This is a genomic window from Pseudomonas kilonensis, assembly GCF_001269885.1.
In the GTDB taxonomy this organism is placed as follows: domain Bacteria; phylum Pseudomonadota; class Gammaproteobacteria; order Pseudomonadales; family Pseudomonadaceae; genus Aquipseudomonas; species Aquipseudomonas kilonensis.
The window spans coordinates 36,422-61,397 of record NZ_LHVH01000020.1 but is presented as its reverse complement, the minus strand read 5'-3'; the positions used below and the strand labels follow the sequence as shown (position 1 = coordinate 61,397).

Below are 24,976 nucleotides of genomic sequence, written 5' to 3'. Positions count from 1 at the left end.
TCGCAGCCTCGTTGCACTCGACAGCTCCTACACCTTCACGTGAGTGGCGCTTGGATCGATGACCTTGGCGGTAATGTCGACCAGCTCCAACCCCCAATCCCCATGCAGGTACCAATCGTCCCCGATCATCTCGGCCGGGTGCATCGTTCGATCGGCACCGTTGCCGCAGGCCAGCGCACTGGTCGGACAGTAACGATCACAGCCCCAACAGATGCGCTCGGGATGTTTGGGACTGATGGGAAAGGGCTTTGCCATGACGACCCCGCATAACCGATGGGTGTACCCGTACCCTACCCCGTCGAGGCACGACCTCCCTTGATCCTGATCAAGAACAGCCGCGCAGCAGCGAATAGGCGTTCGCCGATCAAGAATTCGCGCTAAAAATTGACAAGAATCATTATTATTCGCAGCAAAGCTTCCTAGACTCGGCGCCATCATTTAGCCAACCAGGAAGTCATCATGCGCACACTTGCCACTCTACCTCTGGCCCTGCTGTTTCTCGCACCACTGGCCCAGGCCAAGGAATACCCCATCGGCGAACCGCAACTGTGCCCAGGGCTGGAAGTCGGTGCGGTGTACCTGCAACCGATTGAAATGGCACCGGCCGGGATGATGCGGGCCACGGCCGATTCCGACGTGCACCTGGAAGCCGACATCCGCGCCACGGCGGACAACCAGCAGGGTTTCCAGGAAGGCAGCTTCGTTCCCTATCTCAATGTGTCGTTCCAACTGAAGAAACAAGGCAACGACACCGCACTCAAGGGCGACTTCCACGCCATGGTCGCCAACGACGGGCCGCACTATGGCGACAACGTCAAGCTGCTCGGCCCAGGCAAATATCAACTGACGTTCACCGTCCTGCCACCCGGCGGCCATGGCTCCCTCGGTCGTCATACCGACAAGGAAACCGGCGTGGCGCCGTGGTTCGAGCGCTGTGAATTGCACTACGAATTCGTCTACGCCGGGATCGGGAAAAAAGGCGGGTACTGAACATGAATCGCCGATTCTGGCCGTCATACCTGGCCTGGCTGATGCTGGCCGGTCTGCTGCAACCGTCAATCGCCCAGGCTGAACTGCCGACCTACGAGCTGAGCATGCGCGACGGGCATTTCACCCCGTCGCAACTGGAAGTGCCAGCCGGGCAACGCTTCAAGATCGTGCTGAAAAACATCGGCCAGGGCCCGGCGGAGTTCGAAAGCACGCCTTTGCGCGTGGAGAAAGTGCTCTCGCCCGGTGTCACGACCTTCGTGGTCATCCACCCGCTGCGTCCCGGGCGCTATCCGTTTTTCGACGAATTCAATCCGCAACTGCCCGAGGGCGGGATTCTCGCCCAGTAATCGGCCAGCAGGAGGCGTTTGCATGACTCAATCGATGTTTATTGTCTGGCGCGAAAGCGTCGAGGCGTTGTTGGTGATCGGGATTCTCCAGGCCTGGGTCAGCCGGCAACAACAGGCCAGCCAACTGCTGCGCTATGTATGGGCTGGCGCAGCGTTGGGCTTGTTGCTTTCCGGTGTGCTCGCCGGCCTGATCCTGCTGGCCGGCGAGGCCATGAGCGGGACGGCCAATGAATGGTTCCAGGCGTCGTTGGCACTGGTCGCCAGCCTGCTGATCGTGCAGATGGTCGGCTGGATGCACCGAAACGCAAGGACGCTCAAGCATGACCTGACACGCCACGCCGACCAGCGCCTGAGCCGCCAGGGCGGCCTGGGGCTGTTGGTGCTGGCGTTGCTGGCGGTCAGCCGCGAAGGCAGTGAAACCGTGGTGTTCCTGTATGGCGCCGGTGCGCGTCTGCAAGGGCCGCAACTGGGCTTGTTCGCCGTGGGTGCGCTGGCCGGGCTGGTGCTATCGCTGCTGACCGTCTCCTTGCTGCACAGTAGCCGCCGGTTCATCTCATGGCCGCGTTTCTTTGCCATCAGCGAAGCGATCCTGCTGCTGTTGGGGGCGGCGCTGTTGGTCAGCGGTATCGAGCGGGTCGGCGGGCAACTGCTCGCGATGGATTGGCCTGAGGCGGTGTATCGCGGCATTGGCGACGCGCTGTGGGACAGCAGCGCAATACTCGACGACGGCCACGGTTTGGGCGGGTTCCTGGCGGACTTCACCGGGTATCGGGCCAGCCCGAGTGCGATGACGCTGCTGGTGTGGCTGGGCTATTGGGGCGTCGTCGCGGGCTGGCTGTGGCCGCGCAAGGCGGAAAACCTGCCATGCCCGACCTGAACCCCTGGCTTCAACGCCTGGGCGACGGCATGCGGCGCCACGGTGCAACCATTCGTGCCGTGCAATGGGCGGTGGTGCTGTTCTACGCGGTGCTGCTGGTGGTGCCGGCCCTGCTGCCATTGCCCAGCGGCCAGGCACGCCTGTTCGACAATCTCACGTTGCTGGCGCAGTTTCTGTTCTGGGGCCTGTGGTGGCCGTTCGTGTTGCTCTCGATCGTGTTGTTCGGGCGGCTCTGGTGTGGCGTGCTGTGCCCGGAAGGCGCCTTGAGCGAATGGGCCAGCCAGTACGGCAAGGGTCTCGGGGTGCCGCGCGGATTGCGCTGGGCTGGCTGGCCGACCTTGGCGTTCTGCCTGACCACCCTCTACGGTCAACTGATCAGCGTCTACGACTACGCCCAGGCGGCGTTGCTGATTCTGGGCGGCTCGACCGTCGCCGCGGTGATCGTCGGCCTGTTGTTCGCCCGGGGCAAGCGGGTGTGGTGCCGTTACCTGTGCCCGGTCAGCGGCGTCTTCTCCCTGCTTGCTCGCTTGGCGCCGGTGCACTTTCAGGTGGACGAACAACGCTGGCTGGAAAACCCGGCACCGCGTCGCCCTCCTCCCAACTGCGCGCCCTTGCTGGACATCCGCCGTATGCGCGGCGCCGCCGATTGCCACGCCTGTGGTCGCTGCAGCGGCCAGCGCGATGCGGTACGGCTGATTGCCCGCTCCAGCAGCGAGGAAATCCTGCACTCGACGGCTGACGCCCTCTCGCCCTGGGATGTTCGCTTGCTGTTGTTCGGTGTCATCGGCCTGGCCATGGGCGCCTTCCAGTGGACCGTCAGCCCGTGGTTCATCGACCTCAAGCAGAGCCTGGCCCAATGGCTGGTCAGTCATGATTGGCTCTGGGCACTCCAGGACAATGCGCCCTGGTGGCTGTTGACGCACTATCCGCAACTCAATGACAGTTTCAGTTGGCTCGATGGTTTTTGCATCGTCGCGTACCTGGGCATGAGTGCGCTGCTGATCGGCACTTCGCTGATGCTGCTGATGCGCCTGGCGGCACGCCTCTCGGGGGATAGCGCACAATATTGGCCCTTAGCCATCACCCTGACGCCCCTTGGCGGTGCAGGGTTGTTCCTCGGTTTGTCGGCCACCACGGTCAAACTGTTGCGCTATGAAGGACTGCTGCTGGAATGGGTCCAACCGGCTCGGGCCGTGTTGCTGATAGCGGCGATAGCCTGGAGTTTATGGCTGGGCTGGAAACGCCTGCAGCAAACAGAGGTATCACCGATCCAGCGATTGCCGGCCATGTCATGCCTGGTCTTGGCCAGCAGCTTGGTGGGTTATGGCTGGTGGTTGCAATTCTGGGGATGGTGAGCAAGGGATTGCGGGTGTTCACAGCATCCGGATTCGACACAAACCCCTTGTGGGAGCGAGCCTGCTCGCGAAGATGTCGGCACATCCAACATCACCACAAGCTGACCCAGCGCTATCGCGAGCAGGCTCGCTCCCACAGGGGGGCCCGGGTTTTCACAGCATCTGGATTCGACACAAAATTCTTGTGGGAGCGGGCTTGCTCGCGAAGGGGTCGGAACAGCCAACATCATCGCAGACTGATCCGCCGCTATCGCGAGCAGGGGGTTGCGGATACTCACTGCATATGGATTCGACACAAAATCCTTGTGGGAGCGAGCCTGCTCGCGATGACGTCAGCAGCATCAGCATCGATGCAAGCTGACCCTCCGCTTTCGCGAGCAAGCCCGCTCCCACAGGGGGTCGGGTGACTACGACTTCGGCGGGCATCTCGCCCCGCAATAAACTATCTAGACCTTGAACCGCGCCACCGTCTCGTGCAGTGAGCCGGCCATCTGCGCCAGGTCCTGGCCCGCCGTATCGGTATGTCGGGCGCCCAGCATGACCTGTTCGGAGAGGTTGCGGATACCCACCAGGTTACGGTCCACCTCTCGCGCCACCAGGGCCTGCTGTTCCGTGGCGCTGGCGATCATCAGGTTGCGCTCGTTGATCTGCGAGATCGAGCGGGCGATTTCGTCCAGGGCATCGCCGGAGCGCTGGGCCACTAGCAGCGTGGCTTGCACCAGTTCGCTGTTGTTCTGCATGGAGCTCACTGCGTGCCCGCTGTCCAGGCGGATGTTACCGATCATGCCCTCGATTTCCCGAGTCGAATCCTGGGTCCGATGAGCCAGCGCCCGGACTTCATCAGCGACCACCGCAAAGCCACGCCCGGCATCGCCGGCGCGGGCCGCTTCGATGGCGGCGTTCAGTGCCAGAAGATTGGTCTGATCGGCAATGCTGCGGATCACATCCAGCACCGAGCTGATGTCCTGGACCCGTCCGGCCAATTGTTGGATTCGCCCGGAACTGTCCGTCACACCTTCGGCCAGCGCGGTAATGGAAGCCACCGTTTCCTGGACCTGTTCACGCCCGCGCTGGGCCGTTTGCTCGGACACTCGCGAGGCTTCGCTGGTGCTCACCGCATTGCGCGCCACTTCATCCACCGCGGCAGTCATCTGGTTCACGGCCGCGGCCGCCTGTTCGATTTCATGCCCTTGCAACTGCAAGGTGCTGCTGGTCTGGCTGCTCACCGCGCTCAGTTCTTCGGAGGAACTGGCCACCCGATCCACCGAGGCCGCAATGTGCCGGACCATGCTGTTGAGGCTCTGCTGCATGTCGTGCATGTTGCTCATCACGCTGTCATTGGCGCCGACGCCCACGGGCACGCGGATCGTCAGGTCGCCCTGGGCGATGAGGTTAAGCACCCGCGCCGCGTCATTGGGCTCACCGCCCAGGGGGCGGGTCACGCTGCGGATCACCAGGACCGCCACGGTCGTCACCAGTGCCAGGCAAGCCAGCACCAACGCCAGCATGTTGCGCCGCGCATCGTTGTAACGTGCCTGGGCCTGGTGCTCACGCTCGACGAAGACCTTGCCCTGCATCGCCATGATCCCTTCGAGACTCTTGTACACCTCGCGCTCCGCCGGAATCACCCCTTGCTTGAGCTGCGTCATCGCCTCCTCCGTCGCGCCCTGGCGGATCAACGCCTGCACCTGGACGAAAGCCGCCACATAGGCCTCGCGACGCTTCTTCAATTCGGCATACGCGGCCTTGCCTTCAGGCTGATCGAACAGCGGCTCAAGCGTGGCGAAAGCCTGGGTAATCCGTTGCCGGGTGGCGTCGATGGATTGCTGGACTTGCGCATTGTTCTTGTCGATCAGCAAGTCTCGGGTGTTCCTGGCGTTATCGCGCACACCCGTGGCGATCACCATGATCGGATCGATCTTCGGCCAATCCTGCCGAACGATCTGCTCGGCCTGGTCGCGCAGCATCGCCAGGTCGTTCAAGGCGTAGAACGTCAAGGCGATCAAGGCCAGCGGCGCGATGGCAAAGCCGATCACGATGCGTTGGGCGGTGGTGAGTCTGGTCATATCAAATGCTCCCTGTTCAACTACCTGCCGGTTGGCAGCGCATTTGAAAACCTTGAAAAAAAGAGGGCCCGGTTGTCCCGGGCCGCTGTCGCTCACGCGTCCCCACGTTCGCTCAACTGCGTAAGACGAACGAAGGAAACAGCTCGCGCATGGCGGCCCATAGTTCGGGCTGCAAAGCATGTGCCGAGACGCTGGAAAGGTGGGGATCGAGCATCCGGGCAGTGCGTACCAGTTGCACGGCGAACCGCGTGACGCCGCGTTCGCTCAAGCGTCGGGCCAGGGTCAGCAACCGCTCGGGGTCGAACAGATGCCAGTGCACCGTCGTGCGGCATTCATAATCCACGCCGCTGGCCAGCAGATGGTCGAGGCTGCGCCAGTTGGCGGCGCCGCTGCCTTCGACCCGGGTCACATCAAGGGCATCTTCAGGCAAGGCCTTGACGTCGAAGCCCACCCAGTCGGCAAGACCGACCACTTTGGCGAAGGCCGCTGGCTTGATGCCAGCGCTGTGCAGGCCGATGCGAAAACCCATCTGCCGCACTTCCTCCATGGCCGGCGCCAGGCCGTCCTGCAAAGTCGGTTCGCCGCCGCTGAAGACCACGGCGTCGAGCAGATCCTGGCGACGTTGCAGGAACGCCAGCACCCGGCACCAATCCACCTCCGCGCTGCCGCGCGGCGGGATCAGTTGCGGGTTATGGCAATAACGACAACGCCAGGCACAGCCCTGGCAAAACAGTACGCACGCCAGTTGGCCCGGATAATCGAGGGTGGTCAGGGGCACCATGCCCCCGACCCGTAGCACTCGACTCATGGACGCCCGGCCGCGCGTTCGGTGAAGTGCACCCGCTCGCGGTGCTCGGACTGCTTGCCCGGGTTGAAGGCCGTTACCGGGCGGTGATAACCCATCACGCGGGTCCAGACTTCGCAACGTTGACGTTGTGCTTGGGGAAGGCTTTGCGATGCATTCATGGGTGAAGCTCCTTGCGGTCGATGGATCGGATCAGTGAACGCTGCCCTGGCGCTGTTGTTGCAGCAGCAAGGCCTCGTCGCATTTCGGGCAAAATTCGTGTTCGCCGGCCAGGTAGCCGTGCACCGGGCAGATGGAAAAGGTCGGCGTGATGGTCAGGTACGGCAGGCGGAAACGTCCCAGGGCCTTGCGCACCAGTTGCTTGCAGGCCTGTGTGGAGGAAATCTGCTCGGCCATGTACAGGTGCAATACGGTGCCGCCGGTGTATTTGCATTGCAGTTCGTCTTGCAGCTCCAGGGCTTCGAACGGATCTTCGGTGAAGCCCACCGGCAGTTGCGATGAGTTGGTGTAGTACGGTGCAACCGGGCTGCCGGCCTGCAAGATATCCGGGTAGCGCTTGAGGTCTTCCTTGGCGAAGCGGTACGTGGTGCCCTCGGCGGGCGTGGCTTCGAGGTTGTAGAGGTGGCCGGTTTCTTCCTGGAATCGCAGCAGCGTGGCCCGCACGTGATCCAACAGTTTCAGGGCGAATTCCCGGCCTTGCTCGGTGTGCAGGCCTTGCTGGTCATCGGTGAAATTGCGCAGCATTTCGTGCAGGCCATTCACGCCGATGGTGGAGAAGTGATTGCGCAAGGTACCCAGGTAGCGCTTGGTGTAAGGGTACAAACCGGCATCCATGTGATGCTGGATGACCTTGCGCTTGACCTCCAGGCTCTCCATCGCCAGTTCCATCAGGGTATCGATGCGTTGCAGCAAGGCGCTGGTGTCGCCCTTGTACAGATAGCCCAGGCGGGCGCAGTTGATCGTCACCACCCCCAGGGAACCGGTCTGCTCCGCCGAGCCGAACAAGCCACCGCCGCGCTTGAGCAACTCGCGCACGTCCAGTTGCAAGCGACAGCACATCGACCGCACCTGATTGGGTTGCATGTCCGAGTTGAGGAAGTTCTGGAAGTACGGCAGGCCGTAGCGGGCGGTCATTTCGAACAGCCGGTCGGCGTTCTCGCTGTCCCACGGGAAGTCATGGGTGATGTTGTAGGTCGGGATCGGGAAGGTGAAGACCCGGCCTTTCGCATCGCCGGCCTGCATCACCTCGATGTAGGCGCGGTTGATCAACTCCATTTCCGCTTGCAGGTCTCCGTAGGCGAACGGCATCTCCTCGCCACCGATCACCGGGATCTGTTCGCGCAGATCCTCCGGGCAGACCCAGTCGAATGTCAGGTTGGTGAACGGCGTTTGCGTGCCCCAGCGCGACGGCACATTGAGGTTGTAGATGAACTCCTGCAACGACTGGCGGACCTCGTCGTAGCTGAGTTGGTCCTTGCGTACATAGGGCGCCAGGTACGTGTCGAACGAGCTGAACGCCTGGGCGCCGGCCCATTCGTTTTGCAGGGTGCCGAGGAAATTCACCATCTGTCCCAAGGCACTGCTCAGATGCTTGGGCGGCCCGGCCTCGACCCGCCCGGGCACGCCGTTGAGGCCTTCGTGCAACAGGGTGCGCAAGGACCAGCCGGCACAGTAGCCAGCGAGCATGTCCAGGTCATGGATATGCAGGTCAGCCTCGCGGTGCGCCTCGCCGATGGCCTGGCTGTAGACTTCGTCGAGCCAGTAGTTGGCGGTGACCTTGCCCGAAACGTTGAGGATCAGCCCGCCGAGGGAATACCCCTGGTTGGCGTTGGCCTGCACGCGCCAGTCTTCGCGATCCAGGTATTCGTTCATCGACGTGGCGACTTCCACCAGTGTGCGACGATCCCGACGCAGGCGTCCGTGTTGCTCGCGATACACGATGTAGGCACGCATGGAGAGAAAGAAACCGGCGTCCATCAACACTCGTTCGACACGGTCCTGGATCTGCTCGACGTTCAACCGCGTCTGCCCTTCCAACCGCGCCAACACCGCCTCCAGCAACGCCTCGGCCTCGGCTTCGGCGTATTCGCCGGTGGCCTTGCCAGCGGCGATCAGCGCCTGGCGGATCTTGTCCGCATCAAAGGCGACCACACTGCCATCGCGCTTGTGCAAGCGGTTACACCCTACTGAGATCAACGTGCTCTGCATTTTGGCTCCAAACACTACATATAGGCTTTTTGATATCTTTAAACACAATATGCAGTAGAGAGTACGGGCAAAAGGCAGGGTTGCAATTGATCGACATCAAGAATCGGCAGCGGCCCACATTCGGGCTCGAAAAGTCATTTTTGCAAGCGCCGCAGATCCCTTGTGGGAGCGGGCTTGCTCGCGATAGCGGTGGGTCAGTTAAATTTGATGTTGACTGGGCCGGTGTCATCGCGAGCAGGCTCGCTCCCACACTGGTTTCCGGCTGACCATTGGATTTGGCTTCACCACAGATCCCCTGTGGGAGCGGGCTTGCTCGCGAAGAGGCCATCACATTCAACATCCATGCAAGCTGCCCCACCGCCTTCGCGAGCAAGCCCGCTCCCACAGGAGTTTCGGGGGGGCTGCAAGATTTGTATCCACCACAAATCCCTTGTGGGACCTGTGTACTGCTCAGCCCCCACTCATGTTCATGAACCGCACAATCTGCACTTCCCCACCCGGATTGAAGTCATGGCGCAGTGGCTTGCCACGCAACGCCTGTTGCACCGCCTGGATCACCGGTTGGTCTTCCAGCGGATAACGCCGCAGCAAGCCGCGCAGGTCGAGGGAGTCCTCTTGTCCCAGGCACAACAGCAAGCGCCCTTCGACGGTCATGCGCACGCGGTTGCAACTGGCGCAGAAGTTGTGGGTGTTGGGCGAAATGAAACCGATCCGGGTATCCGGATGACGCTCCAGGCGCACATAGCGCGCCGGTCCGCCGCTGCTCTCGGCGCTGTCGAGCAGGCGATGATGGCGGGCGATCTCGGCCCGCACCTCATCGCTGGAACAGAACGACTCGCCCCGGGAACGCCCGACCTCCCCCAACGGCATCTCCTCGATAAAACTGATGTCGATACGTTGGTCGATGGCGTACTGCACCAGCGCCGGAACTTCATCAAAGTTGCGTCCCTTCATGACCACGCAGTTGAGCTTGATCCGCTCGAACCCGGCGACCTTCGCCGCTTCGATGCCGGCCAGCACCTGGTCCAGGTTGCCGTTGCGAGTGATCGCCCGAAAACGTTCGCCGTCCAGGCTGTCGAGGCTGATGTTCATGCGCTTGACCCCGGCCTCGACCAGCGGCTGGGCCAATCGTCCCAGCTGCGAGCCGTTGCTGGTCATCACCAGTTCCCGCAGGCCGGGCAATGCCGCGATCTCGCGACACAGCCCGACGATGCCCGGACGGATCAGCGGCTCGCCACCGGTCAGGCGGATTTTCTTCACCCCCAGGCCGACGAACAACCGCGCCAGGCGCTGCAACTCCTCCAAGGTCAACACTTGCTGACGCGGCAGGAACGTCATGTTTTTCGCCATGCAATACACACAACGAAAATCACAACGATCGGTCACCGACATCCGCAAATAATCGATCTGGCGCCCAAATCCGTCCTGCAACACCGCGTTCATGAAGATCTCCCGATTGAGCCCGTGCTCACTGCACCAGCGGCGAGTCGGCACCCTGAAGGTGAATGCCGCGAATATCCGCCGCACCGATCAGGGTTTGCAGGTACTGCACCAGCGCTTTTTGCCACACGCCCTGCTGCAACTGAGTGCGAATCGCCGTCGCTACCGCCTCATACGGCAATGGCTGACCATCGATTCGCTGGTCGATGCTGATCACGTGCCAGCCGTAACGACTTTCCAGCGGTTTACCGGCCAGGCCCGCCGGCAGGGTGAACAACTGGCGCTCCAGTTCAGGCACGGTCTGGCCCTTGCTGATCTGCCCCAGCGAACCGCCCTGCGCCTTGGATGGACACGCCGAATGCGTCAGCGCCAACTCGGCAAAACTGCCCGGGAACTGGTCCAGCCGCTCCAGCAGCAGCTCGGCCTGGACATGGGCCAAGCTGCGCGCCTCGGCATCGTCCGGCGCACATTCGAGCAGGATGTGCCGCACCGCCAGCAACGGCGCGCTGTGAAAGCGCGCCCGGTTGTTTTCGTAGTAACGCAGGCAGGTGGCCTCGTCGCACTGTGGCACCAACACCTCGCGTTCGAGCAACAACCGCGTCGCCGCCTCCTCTTCGTTTTCCCCGGCACCGACCTGCAACGCCAGGCCCAGCTCGGCGATACGCTGCTGGAGCAATTCGCGAATCACCAGCGCCCGAGCGGCCTGGTAGACCGCATCCTCGCGACTGTCAGCCGGGTGATACTGCAGCTCCTGGGCCATCGCCTGCGGGGTGATCGACACCCCGTTGACGCTGATGATCGGCCACTCCTGCTCACTGCTGGCAATCAACTCCGGCGCTTCACTCTCCGCCACCGGCCCGGCCTGGGCCGGCTCGAACTGCACCGCCCCTGCCGGTTCGGCATCGGCCACCGGCGCCATCACCGGTGCCGCTTTTGCCGAAGAACCACAGCCGCCGCTGCCGCCACCACCACCGCCACATCCGCATCCACTCGCCATGATCTTCTCCTCAAAACTTCTGCCGAACGATTTGATAACGACGCCCCAGGTACCAGACCGGCGCACTGACGATGTGGACCAGACGGGTGAACGGGAACAACACGAACAGGGTCAGGCCCAGCACCACGTGGAGCTTGTAGACCAGGCCCACCGGCGCTATCGAGGTCGCGGCTTCAACCGGGCGCAACAGCACGGTGTTCTGCGCCCAGTCGGCCAGCATCACCATCACCGAGCCGTCCATATGGGCGGTCGACGCGACGATGGTCATCAGCCCCAACACCAGTTGCACCAGCAGCACCACCAGCACGAGGATGTCCGAGGCACTGGACGTGGCGCGAACCCGTGGGTCGGTCAGGCGACGGTTGAGCAGCATCACCAGGCCGATCAGGCCCAGCACGCCGAAGAAACCGCCGGAGACCATCGCCAGCAACTGCTTGTTCTCGGTGCTCAGCACATGGTGGTAGATCGCCGCGGGCGTCAGCAGGCCGACGAAGTGCCCGGCCAGCACGAACAGCACGCCAATGTGAAACAGGTTGCTGGCCACGCGCATGCCGCGCTTGTTGAGCATCTGGCTGGAACCGGCCTTCCAGGTGTACTGGGACAGGTCGAACCGCGCCCAGCTACCGATCAGGCAAATCGCCAGGGCGACATAGGGGTAGACCCCGAACAACAACAGATCCCATTTAGACATTGCCCACCTCCCCGGCTGGCGCTGCGGCCCGCCCTTCATGCTGAAAATCCACCCAGTGCAGCGGCACCGCACTTTCGTCCCGCGCCTTGCCCGGCGCGCTTGGCATCGAGCTGCAACGGTCTTGCTGCTCGGCCTTCATGAAATCGACCGCCTCTTCTTCCCAGACCCTGTCCAGGGCTTCGAGGGAGTCATCCCGTGGCTCGGCCTTTACTTGTTCAAGCATCTCGGCCACCGCCACCTGGGGTTCTGCGCCGGATATCTGCAGCAGAGCCCGGAAGCAACTGGCGTAGGCGCTTTCACGCTCTTCCAGGCGCGCCGCGAGCAAGGCCAGCAGGTGGGCTACATCGGCCAGGCCCTCGCGGGCCTCGATGTCTTCGCGGGTGGAAAGAAACTCCAGGTACAACGGGATGTAGTCAGGCAGCTCCTTGACGCCGATGGCGAAACCGGCCTCTTCGTACTGGGCCATCATGTCGACCATCGCCTGGCCGCGGTCACGGGATTCGCCATGGACATGCTCGAACAACAGCAGTGACAGCGAACGACCGCGACCGAACAGCGCACCGTAGTGCTCCTGGCCATCCATCAGGTCCTTGCCGCAGATCACCTCCAGCAACTCGAACAACCCGGAGCGCTGGGCGGGACTGATTTCCCGCGCCTGGAGAATGGCCTGTTCCAGCTCGTCACGACCGGCCACCAGGGTCTCGGTCGGGTAGTCGAGCAGCAACGAAATCACTTTGAGAATGCGCATGCTCATTCCTCCCACAACTGCACGGTTTTGATCACGTCGCGGCGGTTGGCCTTCTTGCCACCGAACATGTTGGTGTCGGAACTGCCACTGCAACCACTGCCAAAGCTGAAGCCGCAACCGGAGCGCTCGGCGAACGCGTCGCTCATGGCGTCTTCGCGGTGGGCGCTTGGCACGACGAAGCGGTCTTCGTAGTTGGCGATGGCCAGGTAGCGGTACATCTCTTCCACCTGGTTCACGCTCAAGCCGACGTCGGCCAGCACTTGCAGGTCCTGCACGCCGTCGACCTGCTCGGAGCGTTTGTAGGCACGCATCGCCAGCAAGCGTTTGAGCGCAAGCTTGACCGGCTTTTCATCGCCGGCGGTGAGCATGTTCGCCAGGTAGCGCAGCGGGATACGCAGGCTGTCGACGTCCGGGATCACCCCGTTCATGCCCACGGTGCCGGCCGTGGCAGCGTTCTGGATCGGCGACAGTGGCGGCACGTACCAGACCATTGGCAAGGTGCGGTATTCCGGGTGCAGCGGCAGTGCGAGTTTCCAGTCCACGGCCATTTTGTAGACCGGCGAGCGTTGCGCCGAGTCGATCACCGACTGCGGTACACCATCGGCCAGGGCCTGGCGAATCACCGCCGGGTCGTTCGGGTCGAGGAAGATCTCCAGTTGTTTCTCGTACAGGTCCTGCTCATTGGCGGTGCTGGCCACTTCGCTGATGCGATCGGCGTCATACAGCAGCACACCGAGGTAACGGATACGTCCAACGCAGGTTTCAGCGCAGACGGTCGGCATCCCGGCTTCGATGCGTGGGTAGCAGAAGATGCATTTTTCCGATTTGCCGCTCTTCCAGTTAAAGTAGATCTTCTTGTACGGGCAGCCGCTGATGCACATGCGCCAGCCACGGCATTTCTCCTGGTCGATCAGGACGATGCCGTCCTCCTCGCGCTTGTAGATCGCACCGCTCGGGCACGACGCCGCGCACGTCGGGTTCAGGCAGTGCTCGCACAGGCGCGGCAGGTACATCATGAAGGTGTTTTCGTACTCGCCGTAGATGTCCGCCTGGATCTTGTCGAAGTTCTTGTCCTTGCGTCGCTTGGCGAATTCAGTGCCGAGGATTTCCTCCCAGTTCGGGCCCCATTCGATTTTCTCCATGCGCTTGCCGGACACCACCGAGCGAGGTCGCGCGGTGGGCTGGTGCTCACCCAGCGGTGCGGTGTGCAGGTGCTGGTAGTCGAAGTCGAACGGCTCGTAGTAATCGTCCAGGCTCGGCAGGTCCGGGTTGGCGAAGATGTTCGCCAGCACGCGGAATTTGCCGCCGATGCGCGGGTTGATCGAACCGTCAGCGTTGCGGATCCAGCCGCCTTTCCACTTGTCCTGGTTTTCCCACTCCTTGGGATAGCCGATGCCAGGCTTGGATTCGACGTTGTTGAACCAGGCGTATTCCATGCCCTCGCGGCTGGTCCAGACGTTCTTGCAGGTAATCGAGCAGGTGTGGCAGCCGATGCATTTGTCCAGGTTCAGGACCATGCCGATTTGTGAGCGAATCTTCATCTCAGTTCTCCTCGATATCAGTCGGCAGTGGACGCGGCAAATCATCGCCACTGGAACCATCGAGCCAATCGACCTTGACCATCTTGCGCACCACGACGAATTCGTCGCGGTTGCAACCGACCGTGCCGTAATAGTTGAAGCCGTAGGCCTGTTGGGCGTAACCGCCAATCATGTGGGTGGGCTTGAGCACCACGCGGGTCACCGAGTTGTGGTGGCCGCCACGGGTCTTGGTGGTTTCCGAACCCGGCACGTTCACGATCCGTTCCTGGGCGTGATACATCATCACCATGCCTTCCTTGACCCGTTGGCTGACCACCGCTCGGGCGGTCAGCGCGCCATTGACGTTGAAGCATTCGATCCAGTCGTTGTCCTCGATACCGGCGCGCTTGGCGTCGATTTCCGAGAGCCAGACAATCGGTCCGCCACGGCTCAAGGTCAGCATCAGCAGGTTGTCGCTGTAGGTGCTGTGGATGCCCCACTTCTGGTGCGGGGTGATCCAGTTCAGGACGATCTCGGTCTCGCCATTGCTGCGTTTGCCCTTCACGCCAGCGATGGTGCGGGTGTTGACCGGTGGCCGGTAGCTCATCAGCTGCTCGCCGAACGCCTGCATCCACGGGTGATCCTGGTAGAACTGCTGGCGACCGGTGATGGTGCGCCATGGGATCGACTCGTGGACGTTGGTGTAGCCGGCGTTGTAGCTCACGTGATCGTCTTCCAGGCCAGACCAGGTCGGACTGGAAATGATCTTGCGTGGCTGGGCCTGGATGTCACGGAAGCGAATCGCCTCGTGCTCCTTGGAGATGGCCAGGTGGCTGTGGTCGATGCCGGTGAATTCCGACAGCGCCGCCCAGGCTTTCAGTGCGACATGGCCGTTGGTTTCCGGCGCCAGGGACAGGATCACTTCGGCAGCGTCGATGGCGCTGTCGATTTTTGGCCGCCCTTGGCTGATACCCGCCTCGACTTCCTTGTGGTTCAGTTCGCCGAGGAATTTAACTTCCGTATCAGTGTTCCAGTTGATGCCCTTGCCGCCGTTGCCGAGTTTTTCCAGCATCGGACCCAGGGAGGTGAACTGCTTGTAGATGTTCGGGTAGTCGCGTTCCACCACGTGCAGGTTCGGCGCGTTCTTGCCCGGGACCGGTGCCACACCGGCGCTTTTCCAGTCGGTGCCGCCGAATGGCTGGGCCAGTTCGCCGACGCTGTCGTGCATCAGCGGTACGGTGACCAGGTCTTTCTCGACACCTAGGTGGCCGACCGACATGGCGGAAAACGCCTTGGCGATGCCCTTGTAGATTTCCCAGTCCGAACGCGATTCCCAGGCCGGATCGATGGCGGCCGACAGTGGGTGAATGAACGGGTGCATGTCCGAGGTGTTCATGTCGTCTTTTTCGTACCAGGTGGCGGTCGGCAAGACGATGTCGGAATACACGCAGGTCGAGGACATGCGGAAGTCCAGGGTGGTCACCAGGTCGAGCTTGCCAATGGCGCCCTCGTCGACCCATTCGGCTTCGGTGGGCTTGCACTCGGTGCCATGGCCGATGTCTTCATTCATCACGCCGTTCTTGGTGCCCAGCAGGTACTTGAGCATGTACTCGTGGCCCTTGCCCGAGGAGCCCAGCAGGTTGGAACGCCAGATGAACATGTTGCGCGGGAAGTTCACCGGGCTGTCCGGCTGCTCGCAGGCAAAACGCAGGGATCCGTCCTGCAGCGACTTGACCACGTAGTCCTTGGGTTCCATGCCCGCGGCGGCGGCGTCGCGGCAGATGTGCAGCGGGTTGGTGTTGAGCTGCGGTGCACTCGGCAACCAGCCGGCCCGTTCGGCGCGGATGTTGTAGTCCAGGGCGTGCTCGGGGAATTGCGATTTGTCGGCCAGGGGCGAGAGCACATCGTGCATGCTCATCTTCTCGTGGCGCCATTGCGAACTATGGCCATAGAAGAAGCTGGTGCCGTTCATTTGCCGTGGCGGACGGTTCCAGTCCAGGCCAAAGGCCAGGGGCAGCCAGCCGCATTGCGGACGGAGTTTTTCCTGGCCGACATAGTGGGCCCAGCCGCCGCCGGTCTGGCCGACGCAACCGCAGAGCATGAGCATGTTGATCAGCCCGCGGTAGTTCATGTCCATGTGGTACCAGTGGTTCATCGCCGCACCGACGATGATCATCGAGCGTCCACGGGTCTTGTCGGCGTTGTCGGCAAACTCGCGGGCGATCTGGATCGCCTTCTCGCGGCTTACGCCAGTGATCTGTTCCTGCCAGGCCGGGGTGCCAGGCACCGAGGCGTCGTTATAGTCCTTGGCAACGTTGGCGCCGCCCAGGCCACGGTCGATCGCCAGGTTGGCCGCCGACAGGTCGAATACGGTGGCGACTTTCGCCACGCTGCCATCGGCCAGCACCACACTGTGCACCGGCACCCGACGGAACTGCACCGCATCACCGGCCACATGCTGGAAGTACTCCTGGGCTTCGCCGGCGAAGTACGGGAACGCCACCTCGGCGACGTCGCCGCCGATCAGGCTCAGCTTGAGGTCGATCTCACGTCCCTCGCCGCCTTCACGGGGCAGGATGTTCCACTTGCCCTTCTCACCCCAGCGATAGCCGATGGAGCCTTGGGGCGAAACCAGTTCGCCGGCGGCATCCATGGCGATGGTTTTCCATTCCGGGTTGTTGTCCTGGCCGAGGTTGTCGGTCAGGTCACTGGCCCGCAGGAAACGGTCCGGCTGGTAACCCGCACCCGGCGCGGCGCCGAGCATCGGTTTGAGCATCACCAGCACCGGCAGGTCGGTGTAGCGCTTGGCGTATTCGGTGAAATAGGCGCTCGGCTTGTCCAGGTGGAATTCTTTGAAGATCACATGGTTGAAGGCCTGGGCCAACGCGGCGTCGGTGCCCTGCTTGGGGTTGAGCCACAGGTCGGTGAGCTTGGCGACTTCCGAATAGTCCGGGGTGATCGCCACGGTCTTGGTGCCCTTGTAGCGCACCTCGGTGAAGAAGTGGGCGTCAGGGGTACGGGTCTGCGGGACGTTGGAGCCCCAGGCAATGATGTAGTTGGAGTTGTACCAGTCGGCCGATTCCGGCACGTCGGTCTGCTCGCCCCAGACCATCGGCGACGCTGGCGGCAAGTCGCAATACCAGTCGTAGAAGCTCAGGCACACGCCACCGATCAACGACAGGTAACGCGAGCCGGCGGCATAGCTGACCATCGACATGGCCGGGATCGGCGAGAAGCCCACCACCCGGTCCGGGCCGTGTTCCTTGACGGTATAGACGTTGGCGGCGGCGATGATCTCGTTGACTTCTTCCCAGTTGGAACGGATGAAGCCGCCCATGCCGCGCTTGCTTTTATAGGAGTCGGCCTTGGCCTTGTCCTCGACGATGCTGGCCCAGGCTTCCACCGGCGGCAGGGTCTGCCGGGCTTCGCGCCACAGCTTGAGCAATGGCTTGCGAATTTTCGGGTACTTGAGCCGGTTGGCGCTGTAGATGTACCAGCTGTAGCTCGCGCCGCGAGGGCATCCGCGTGGTTCGTGGTTGGGCAGATCGTTGCGGGTACGCGGATAGTCGGTCTGCTGGGTTTCCCAGGTGATCAGGCCGTTCTTGACGTAGATTTTCCACGAGCACGAACCGGTGCAGTTCACCCCATGGGTGGACCGCACGATCTTGTCGTACTGCCAGCGCGAACGGTAGACGTTCTCCCAGTCGCGGGACTCCTTGCGGGTCTCGCCGTGACCATCGGAAAACTCGCCTTGCTTGCGGTTGAAAAACCGCAGTTGATCCAGTAAATGACTCACAGTGTGTTCCTCTCAGGCTTGCTCCGCGGGGTCTGCGCCCCGCCCACGCAGGTTTAGGTTCGGCTTAGCAAGGTGTCGCGGCGCCCTTGCGGGCATACCACCACCAGGTCACCACGATGCAGCTCAGGTAGAAGCCGACGAACATGTAGAAGGCCATCTCCGGGCCGCCGGTCAGGGCCATCGAAGTGCCGAATGATTTGGGAATGAAGAAGGCTCCGAAAGCGCCCATGGCCGAGCTGAAACCCAGCACGGCAGCCGATTCCTTGCCGGCATTCTTGAGCGCCAACTCGCGTTGCTCGGGTTTCTTGCCCAGGGCGGCTTTCTCGTGCTGGGTGCGGAAGATCACCGGGATCATGCGGAAGGTCGAACCGTTGCCCACACCCGTGGTGATGAACAGCAACATGAACATGCCCAGGAAGCCGTAGAAGCTGCCGCCCTGGCCGTTCTGCGGAAGAAAGTGCAGGACGCCGAAGACCATCGCGATCATCAACACGAAGTTCCACAAGGTGACTTTCGCGCCACCGAGCTTGTCCGCCAGCCAGCCGCCCAGCGGCCGTACCAGCGCGCCCACCAACGGGCCGAGGAAGGCGAATTTCAGGGCGATGACTTCTGGGAACGAGGTTTTGATCAGCAGCGGGAAGGCGGCGGAGAAACCGATGAACGAACCGAAGGTGGCCAGGTACAGCCAGCACATCAGCCAGTTGTGCTTGCGCTTGAAGATCACTGCCTGCTCGCTGAACGAAGCGCGGGCGCTGGACAGGTCGTTCATGCCGAACCAGGCAATCAGGGTCACGGCGAGGATGAACGGCACCCAGATGAAACCGGCGTTCTGCAACCACAGCGAGCTGCCGTCGGCCAGGACTTGCGGTTGGCCGCCCATGAAGCCGAACACACCGAAGGAAATCACCAGTGGCACGCTGAACTGCATCACCGACACGCCCAGGTTACCCAGCCCGGCGTTCAGGCCCAGGGCCGTGCCCTGCTGGGACTTGGGGTAGAAGAAGCTGATGTTGGACATGCTCGAGGCGAAGTTGCCGCCACCAAAACCGCAAAGCAATGCGATCAGCACGAACACGCTGTAAGGCGTGGCCGAATCCTGCACGGCGAAGCCCATCCACAAAGCCGGTATCAGCAACGACGCCGTGCTCAGCGCGGTCCAACGACGCCCGCCAAAGATCGGCACCATGAACGAATAGAAGATGCGCAAGGTCGCGCCGGACAGCCCCGGCAATGCCGCCAGCCAGAACAGCTGGTCGGTGCTGAAGCTGAAGCCGATGGCGTTCAGGCGCACGATCACCGTGCTCCAGACCATCCACACCGCGAAGGCCAACAGCAGCGCCGGGATGGAAATCCACAGATTGCGCCGGGCGGTCAGTTTGCCGCTACTGCCCCAGAAAGCAGGGTCTTCCGGGCGCCAGTCATGAATGACCGGGCCCTTTTCAGGCGTTTGCAGAACGGACATGTTCTTCTCCTTGGGCAATGCTGGAAAACGGGGATTGAGTGGCCGGCGGCTGTTTACCCAGCAGCGGGCGCTTGCGTATTTCGCTGAAGTACATCCAGGCCAGGGAGACCCAGACCACGCCGTACATCAACATGAAGCAGGACGAGCGCACGCCGGTGAGGTCCACCAGGGCGCCGAACATGATCGGCAGCACGAACCCGCCCAGGCCGCCGGCCAGGCCGACGATGCCGGACACCGCGCCCATGTTTTTCGGGTAGTCGTTGGCGATGTACTTGAAGACCGAGGCCTTGCCGAACGCGAAGGCGATGCCCATCACGAACAGCAGCACGGTGAACAGCGTGGCGTTGAGGCCGATGTGGAAATCGACGATGCCGTTGACGGTCTGCACTTGCAGTTGAGTCTGGGGATAGGAGAGCAGGAACAGGCAGATCCAGCTGACCCACAACACCCACCAGGTCACGCTCTGGGCGCCCCAGCGGTCGGACATCCAGCCACCGACGGCCCGCAGCACGCCACCGGGCAGGGAGAAACACGCCGCCAGCAGCGCCGCGCTTTGCAGGCTGAAGCCGTATTCCTGCACGTAGTACTTGGTCATCCACAAGGCCAGGGCCACGTAGCCGCCGAAGACGATCGAGTAGTACTGGCAGTAGCGCCACACGGCTGGCTCTTTCAGCGTTTGCAATTGCTCGCGCAACGTCGCACCGCCCGTGCCGCTGTGTTCCTTTTTCTCGGTGGTGAGAAACCAGAACAGCAGCGCGGTGATGAACAGGATGGCGCTGAACACTTTCGGCACCAGGTGCCAGCTGCCGAACGCGATCAGCGCCGGAGCGAGGAACTTGGTCACCGCCGCACCGGCGTTGCCGGCGCCGAACACGCCCATGGCAAAACCCTGGTTCTGCTTGTCGAACCACTTGGCGACGTAGGCGATGCCCACCGAGAACGAGCCACCGGCCAGGCCGACGAACAGGCCCAGCACCAGGAACTGCCAGAAGGCCGTGGCGAGGGTGATCATGTACAGCGGCAATACGCAGGCCAGCATCAACAGGAAGAACACGATCCGTCCGCCAAAGCGGTCGGTCAGAAGCCCCAGGGGCAAGCGCACCAGCGAACCGGTCAACACCGGCGTGGCGGCCAGCAGGCCAAACTGGGTTTCATTGAGGGCCAGCAGTTCCTTGATCGGAACCCCCAGCACAGCAAACATCATCCAGACCATGAAGCACACGGTGAAGGCCAGGGTACTCATCCCTAGTACCAGCCCTTGTTGCACTTGCGCTCGCATCACGATGCACTCCGTCAGTTCGATGAGCGCAGCCTAGTGATACGAACCCCGCGAAAACTTGACCTGGATCAACGTGCGCCGGGGCGGTACAGGCCTATGCTTGGCCCGTCTACCTCCAAGGAGGTAGACCCGGATATTGATACAACCCTTTATTTATCAATATCTTGATCAAGTCTGCCGAAGCTTTTATGGAAATGGAGCGGCCGACAACTCTTTAGAGGTAGTGCGCCCAGGATTGGCTGCTACACCCAGGTCCAGGGCGCCCCCTATGCTCGCTTCACCGTTTTTCCTCGCAGGCCCGCGTCGATGATGCGTTGGCTGCGCAGTTCCCTGCCCGCACGCGCCGGGCTAGCGGTGATCCTGATCGCCATCCTGGCCCTGGCCAGTTCCTTGAGCGCTGGCCTGATCGCCTGGTTCAGCCAAGGCGACGCCGCGGCCATCAACACCGCCGGCTCCGTGCGCATGGAGACCTACCACCTGAGCTGGAAACTGGCGGCGGGGGCCAACGACGACATCCCGGCGATCACCGCCAGCCTGCAACAACGCCTCGACAGCCCTGCCCTGCGCGCCGTGCTGGAAGATGGGCCGGAAACCTCCCTGCACAAGAGCTATCGCGACCTTGTGCAACGCTGGAACCAGACCTTGCGCCCGGCCATCGAGCGTGGTGACTCGGCGTTTTTCCAGGCCAATGCCAATGCCTTCGTCAACCAGTTGGACCGGTTCGTCACCCTGCTGCAACGCCAGAGCGAGCACAAGCAAGGTTGGCAGCAAGTGATCCAGGGCATGGCGCTGTTCAGCACCATGATCATCCTGCTGATCGGCCTGTATGAATTGCAGTACGGCGTGGTCACGCCCTTGCAGGAGTTGGTGGATGCCACCCAGCGCTTTCGCCGTGGCGAATTCCAGGTGCGGGTCAATCACCAGTCCGAAGATGAACTGGGCCAGTTGGCGACCAGTTTCAACACCATGGCCGAAACCATCGAACAATCACACCGCACCCTGGAAAACCAGGTTCAGCAAAAGACCCTGAACCTGCAACAGGCCAACGCCGCCCTCGAATTGCTGTACCAGAGCAGCCGCAGCCTGGCGACACGCCAGGCCAATGCCGAAGGGCTGGATGAACTGATCCGACGCTTCCAGCAGCGCCTGCCGGGCCTGCGCCTGACGCTGTGCCTGCAAGGGCAATTGCAGTCACCGGCCAGGCACCTGCTGGCCCTGCATGGCGCCGCCAACCGACAGGTCTGCGCCAGCAGCGATTGCGCCAGTTGCCATAAACACAACGCTGCGCGCCCGCAAGCCTTCAGCATCAGTAACCAGGGCAACGAGCTGGGTGAACTCAAGGCGCATTTTGTCGACGGCCATGCGGCGCAGCCCTGGGAAACCGCGTTGATCCAGGCCCTGGCCAACCTGATCGGCACGTCGCTGTCCCTCAAGCGCCAGCGCGAACAGGACCATCGCCTGCTGCTGCTCGATGAACGCACGATCATTGCCCGCGAGCTGCACGACTCCCTGGCCCAGGCCTTGTCGTACATGAAGCTGCAAGTCAGCCGCATGCAGACCCTGATGCGTCGCGGCGAACCGGTGCAGACCCTGGAGACCGTCACCGGTGAACTGCGTGAAGGGCTCAACAATGCTTATCGCCAGTTGCGCGAGTTGCTGACCACCTTCCGCTTGCAGATCCACGATGACGGCCTGGTCGAAGAGCTCAAGGACACCGCCGAGGAGTTCTCCAACCGAGGGGATTTCCAGGTGCACCTGTTCATCGACACCCTGGCCTTCGAGCTGTCGGCCAGCGAGCAGATCCACATCCTGCAGATCACCCGCGAGGCCCTGTCCAACTGCCTGCGCCACGCCCACGCCGAAAACGCCTGGCTCGAACTGCGCCAGGAAGGCGAGACCGTGCAGCTGTCGATCGAAGACGATGGCCGCGGCTTCAGCGGCGAGGTCGACCAGCGCGAACACCATGGCCTGAACATCATGAACGAGCGGGCCCGCAGCCTGCACGGCCAACTGCAGATTCACTCCCGTACACCCCAGGGCACCCGTATCCAGGTGCATTTCCAACCGGAATTCCTGGGCCAACACACCGAAGGCCTCGCAACATGAACGCCCCCCTGCGCCACACCCTGCTACTGGTCGACGATCATCCGATGATGCGTCGCGGGATCCGCCAGATGCTTGAGCTCGAAGACGATTTGCAGATCGTTGGCGAAGCCAGCCACGGCGAAGAAGCCCTGACTCTGATCGAACCGCTCAAGCCCGACCTGGTGCTGCTGGACAACAACATGCCGCAGATGAACGGCATCGAGACCCTGCGCCGGCTGCGCGCCATGCACTACACCGGCAAGGTGCTGCTGTTCACTGTCTCCGATGCCGAGGACGACATCCGCGATGCCCTGCGCCTGGATGCCAACGGTTACCTGCTCAAGGACATGGAACCGGAGTTGCTGATCCAGTACATCCGCGACGCCCTCAACGGCGCCCTGGTGATCAGCCCCGGCCTGACCCGCGTCATGGCCCAGGCGCTGCGCTCGCCACCGCGCCAGGCCGATGTGGAACTGACCGAACGCGAACGCCAGGTCCTCAAGACCATCGCCGGCGGCTACAGCAACAAAGTCATCGGGCACAAGCTGGGCATCACCGAAGGCACGGTCAAGGTGCATGTGAAGAACCTGCTGCACAAGCTCGGCTTGCGATCGCGAGTGGAAGCGGCGGTTTGGGCGATGGAGCATTTGCGCGGGGCGGGCTAGCCCAGCAAAACACACGCTCTGTGGGAGTGAAACATACCCTCTGTGGGAGCAAAGCTTGCTCGCGATGGCGGCGGTACATTCAACATCTGCGCAAGCTGAACCACCGCTATCGCGAGCAAGCTTTGCTCCCACAGGGGATAGGCAGCAGACCCGGATTTTGCTCCCACAGGGGATTGGCAGCAGATCTGGATTTCGTTCCCCACAGGGTTTGTGTCTTGATCGCGCAGCCCATCCCTCTTCCGAGGTAGGCCTGCCGAGGCATAGGCCGGCGGCGATTTGGGCTCTACCATGACGGCACGCGGAGGTACGCCATGCTGACCCACCCTTCCATCGTTTTACTGTTGCGTCGTCATCATCTGTTCAGCCAACTGCCGGAGCGGGTCTTTGAAGATGTCTGCAGCCTGGCTGTCCTCAAACGCCTGGAATGCAACAGCACGCTCATGCACCAGGGCGATCCGGCCAAGCGGTTTTTCTTGCTGGTCAGTGGCCAGATCAAGCTGTTCCGGGTGACCGGTGAGGGCCAGGAGAACCTGGTGGAAATCATCCAGCCCGGCCAGACCTTCGCCGAGGCTTTGCTGTTCAGCCAGGCCCGCTGCTATCCGGTCAGTGCGTCGGCGATCAAGGACAGCGTGCTGGTGAGTATCGAGGGTACCCATTACCGCAAGGCCCTGGAGGACCAGCCCAAGGTCTGCCTGGCGATCCTGGCGAGCATGAGTATTCATTTGCATCAGCGGCTCAAGGATATCGATAACTTGACCTTGGCCAGTGCCAGTCGGCGGGTGATCAATTTCCTGCTGCAGGAGCGGGATCCGCGGGATGGTCAGGTGGTGTTGCAGGTGTCGAAGCGGCTGGTGGCTTCCAAGTTGGGGATTCAGCCGGAGACGTTTTCTCGGATTCTTCATCGGTTGGTTGATGGGGGGTTGATTGCCATGGAGCGGCGTCAGATTCGTATCTTGTCCGAGGATGGGCTTGAGGGCTATCAGCAGTAGGTTTGTGTGAATATCCATTTCTTCGGTAACGGCGGCGTATGGTTCCGCTCTTACAGCGGGTCACTTTCGAAAAGCGCGAAAGTAACCAAAGCGCTTCTGCCCCACCACTCGGTGCCTCGCCTAGGCTCGGCATGCCCTCACTCCGGCATCGCTCCGTGGGCCGCCGCGAAGGGCCATCCATGGCCCAGCGCGGCTACCTCGGCATCCATGCCGAGGTGCCCACTCCACAATGCCTGCGTTCGGCCATCGTGGTTAACGGGGCGCCGAGATCAACGTCCACCACGAGGCGGCCTTATAGCCGACCTGGCTCTGGGTGAGACCGCGTTTCTCCTGTGGGAGCAACTGTCTTGGATGGTTTATTTAGCCGGCACATTCAGCATCCGCGTCGATTGTGAGACCGCATTCGCGAGCAAGCTCGCTCCCACAAGAGGGCTGCGGCGTACATAGGTTTTGTGGCTGCTGAAGATCCAGTGTGGGAGCGAGCCTGCTCGCGATTGCGGTGGTTCAGTCACATGGATGTTGAACTTGCTGGCCTCTTCGCGAGCAGGCTCGCTCCCACAGGGGACTTGCGGTGAACATTGATTTTGGGGCTACTGAAGATCCAGTGTGGGAGCGAGCCTGCTCGCGATTGCGGTGGTTCAGTCACATGGATGTTG

20 protein-coding genes are annotated in these 24,976 nt (G+C 62.1%); 7 read left to right on the top strand and 13 right to left on the bottom strand.

Going from position 1 to position 24,976, the window contains the following annotated elements; translation table 11 throughout:
* Window positions 1-27 precede the first annotated feature (27 nt).
* Complete coding sequence (locus AD662_RS13925) at window positions 28-255, bottom strand: DUF3079 domain-containing protein (RefSeq protein ID WP_018613405.1); 228 nt, start codon at window positions 253-255, stop codon at window positions 28-30.
* Window positions 256-459: 204 nt separating this feature from the next.
* On the opposite strand from AD662_RS13925, the gene AD662_RS13920 reads away from it, so the two are divergent.
* Genes AD662_RS13920 through AD662_RS13905 form a run of 4 tightly spaced genes read left to right on the top strand, consistent with a single transcriptional unit; the run spans window position 460 to window position 3,569 of the window.
* A complete protein-coding gene (locus AD662_RS13920) occupies window positions 460-990 on the top strand; it encodes an iron transporter (RefSeq protein ID WP_018613407.1) in 531 nt (176 codons plus the stop codon).
* 2 nt (window positions 991-992) lie between these two features.
* Window positions 993-1,337 carry a cupredoxin domain-containing protein gene (locus AD662_RS13915; protein WP_018613409.1) on the top strand — a complete coding sequence of 115 codons (345 nt, stop codon included), beginning with the start codon at window positions 993-995 and terminating at the stop codon, window positions 1,335-1,337.
* Window positions 1,338-1,359: 22 nt separating this feature from the next.
* Entirely contained in the window at window positions 1,360-2,214 is an 855-nt protein-coding gene (locus AD662_RS13910) for an FTR1 family iron permease (RefSeq protein ID WP_018613411.1), read from the top strand.
* Window positions 2,202-3,569, top strand: coding sequence for a 4Fe-4S binding protein (locus AD662_RS13905; RefSeq protein WP_018613413.1), 1,368 nt, complete (start codon window positions 2,202-2,204; stop codon window positions 3,567-3,569). Before AD662_RS13910 ends, AD662_RS13905 begins: the two co-directional genes overlap by 13 nt.
* A gap of 446 nt (window positions 3,570-4,015) precedes the next feature.
* Here AD662_RS13905 and AD662_RS13900 read toward each other — a convergent pair whose 3' ends face one another.
* The 12 genes from AD662_RS13900 to AD662_RS13845 form a co-directional block, all read right to left on the bottom strand.
* Complete coding sequence (locus AD662_RS13900) at window positions 4,016-5,635, bottom strand: methyl-accepting chemotaxis protein (protein WP_053188080.1); 1,620 nt, start codon at window positions 5,633-5,635, stop codon at window positions 4,016-4,018.
* A 112-nt stretch (window positions 5,636-5,747) separates the two neighbouring features.
* Window positions 5,748-6,443: an anaerobic ribonucleoside-triphosphate reductase activating protein gene (locus tag AD662_RS13895; protein WP_053188077.1), complete on the bottom strand. Its 696-nt coding sequence runs from the start codon at window positions 6,441-6,443 to the stop codon at window positions 5,748-5,750.
* The gene (gene nrdD, locus AD662_RS29945) at window positions 6,440-6,601 is read right to left on the bottom strand and encodes an anaerobic ribonucleoside-triphosphate reductase (RefSeq protein ID WP_014339185.1); all 162 of its coding nucleotides are present in this window, start codon (window positions 6,599-6,601) and stop codon (window positions 6,440-6,442) included. The genes AD662_RS13895 and nrdD overlap by 4 nt, the downstream gene beginning before the upstream one ends.
* 31 nt (window positions 6,602-6,632) lie before the next feature.
* Window positions 6,633-8,648 carry a ribonucleoside triphosphate reductase gene (locus AD662_RS13885; RefSeq protein WP_053188074.1) on the bottom strand — a complete coding sequence of 672 codons (2,016 nt, stop codon included), beginning with the start codon at window positions 8,646-8,648 and terminating at the stop codon, window positions 6,633-6,635.
* 450 nt (window positions 8,649-9,098) lie between these two features.
* Entirely contained in the window at window positions 9,099-10,091 is a 993-nt protein-coding gene (gene moaA / locus AD662_RS13880; protein WP_018613423.1) for a GTP 3',8-cyclase MoaA, read from the bottom strand.
* 25 nt (window positions 10,092-10,116) lie between these two features.
* Window positions 10,117-11,085: a peptidylprolyl isomerase gene (locus AD662_RS13875; RefSeq protein WP_053188072.1), complete on the bottom strand. Its 969-nt coding sequence runs from the start codon at window positions 11,083-11,085 to the stop codon at window positions 10,117-10,119.
* 10 nt (window positions 11,086-11,095) lie between these two features.
* The gene (gene narI, locus AD662_RS13870) at window positions 11,096-11,776 is read right to left on the bottom strand and encodes a respiratory nitrate reductase subunit gamma (RefSeq protein WP_053179505.1); all 681 of its coding nucleotides are present in this window, start codon (window positions 11,774-11,776) and stop codon (window positions 11,096-11,098) included.
* Window positions 11,769-12,524 carry a nitrate reductase molybdenum cofactor assembly chaperone gene (gene narJ / locus AD662_RS13865; RefSeq protein WP_014339180.1) on the bottom strand — a complete coding sequence of 252 codons (756 nt, stop codon included), beginning with the start codon at window positions 12,522-12,524 and terminating at the stop codon, window positions 11,769-11,771. The genes narI and narJ overlap by 8 nt, the downstream gene beginning before the upstream one ends.
* A gap of 2 nt (window positions 12,525-12,526) precedes the next feature.
* Window positions 12,527-14,065 (bottom strand): nitrate reductase subunit beta, encoded by a 1,539-nt coding sequence (gene narH, locus AD662_RS13860; RefSeq protein WP_018613428.1) that lies wholly within the window; start codon window positions 14,063-14,065, stop codon window positions 12,527-12,529.
* A 1-nt stretch (window position 14,066) separates the two neighbouring features.
* Window positions 14,067-17,840 carry a nitrate reductase subunit alpha gene (locus tag AD662_RS13855; protein ID WP_018613430.1) on the bottom strand — a complete coding sequence of 1,258 codons (3,774 nt, stop codon included), beginning with the start codon at window positions 17,838-17,840 and terminating at the stop codon, window positions 14,067-14,069.
* 64 nt (window positions 17,841-17,904) lie between these two features.
* Window positions 17,905-19,302 (bottom strand): NarK family nitrate/nitrite MFS transporter, encoded by a 1,398-nt coding sequence (locus AD662_RS13850; protein WP_053188069.1) that lies wholly within the window; start codon window positions 19,300-19,302, stop codon window positions 17,905-17,907.
* Window positions 19,280-20,581 carry an MFS transporter gene (locus AD662_RS13845; RefSeq protein ID WP_018613437.1) on the bottom strand — a complete coding sequence of 434 codons (1,302 nt, stop codon included), beginning with the start codon at window positions 20,579-20,581 and terminating at the stop codon, window positions 19,280-19,282. Before AD662_RS13845 ends, AD662_RS13850 begins: the two co-directional genes overlap by 23 nt.
* A 306-nt stretch (window positions 20,582-20,887) precedes the next feature.
* Between AD662_RS13845 and AD662_RS13840 the strand changes: the two genes are divergently transcribed.
* From AD662_RS13840 to AD662_RS13830, 3 genes are all read left to right on the top strand, one after another.
* A complete protein-coding gene (locus AD662_RS13840; RefSeq protein ID WP_018613439.1) occupies window positions 20,888-22,687 on the top strand; it encodes a HAMP domain-containing protein in 1,800 nt (599 codons plus the stop codon).
* Window positions 22,684-23,331, top strand: coding sequence for a two-component system response regulator NarL (narL, locus tag AD662_RS13835; RefSeq protein ID WP_003202460.1), 648 nt, complete (start codon window positions 22,684-22,686; stop codon window positions 23,329-23,331). The genes AD662_RS13840 and narL overlap by 4 nt, the downstream gene beginning before the upstream one ends.
* A 311-nt stretch (window positions 23,332-23,642) precedes the next feature.
* A complete protein-coding gene (locus AD662_RS13830) occupies window positions 23,643-24,320 on the top strand; it encodes a Crp/Fnr family transcriptional regulator (protein ID WP_046062140.1) in 678 nt (225 codons plus the stop codon).
* Window positions 24,321-24,976 lie beyond the last annotated feature (656 nt).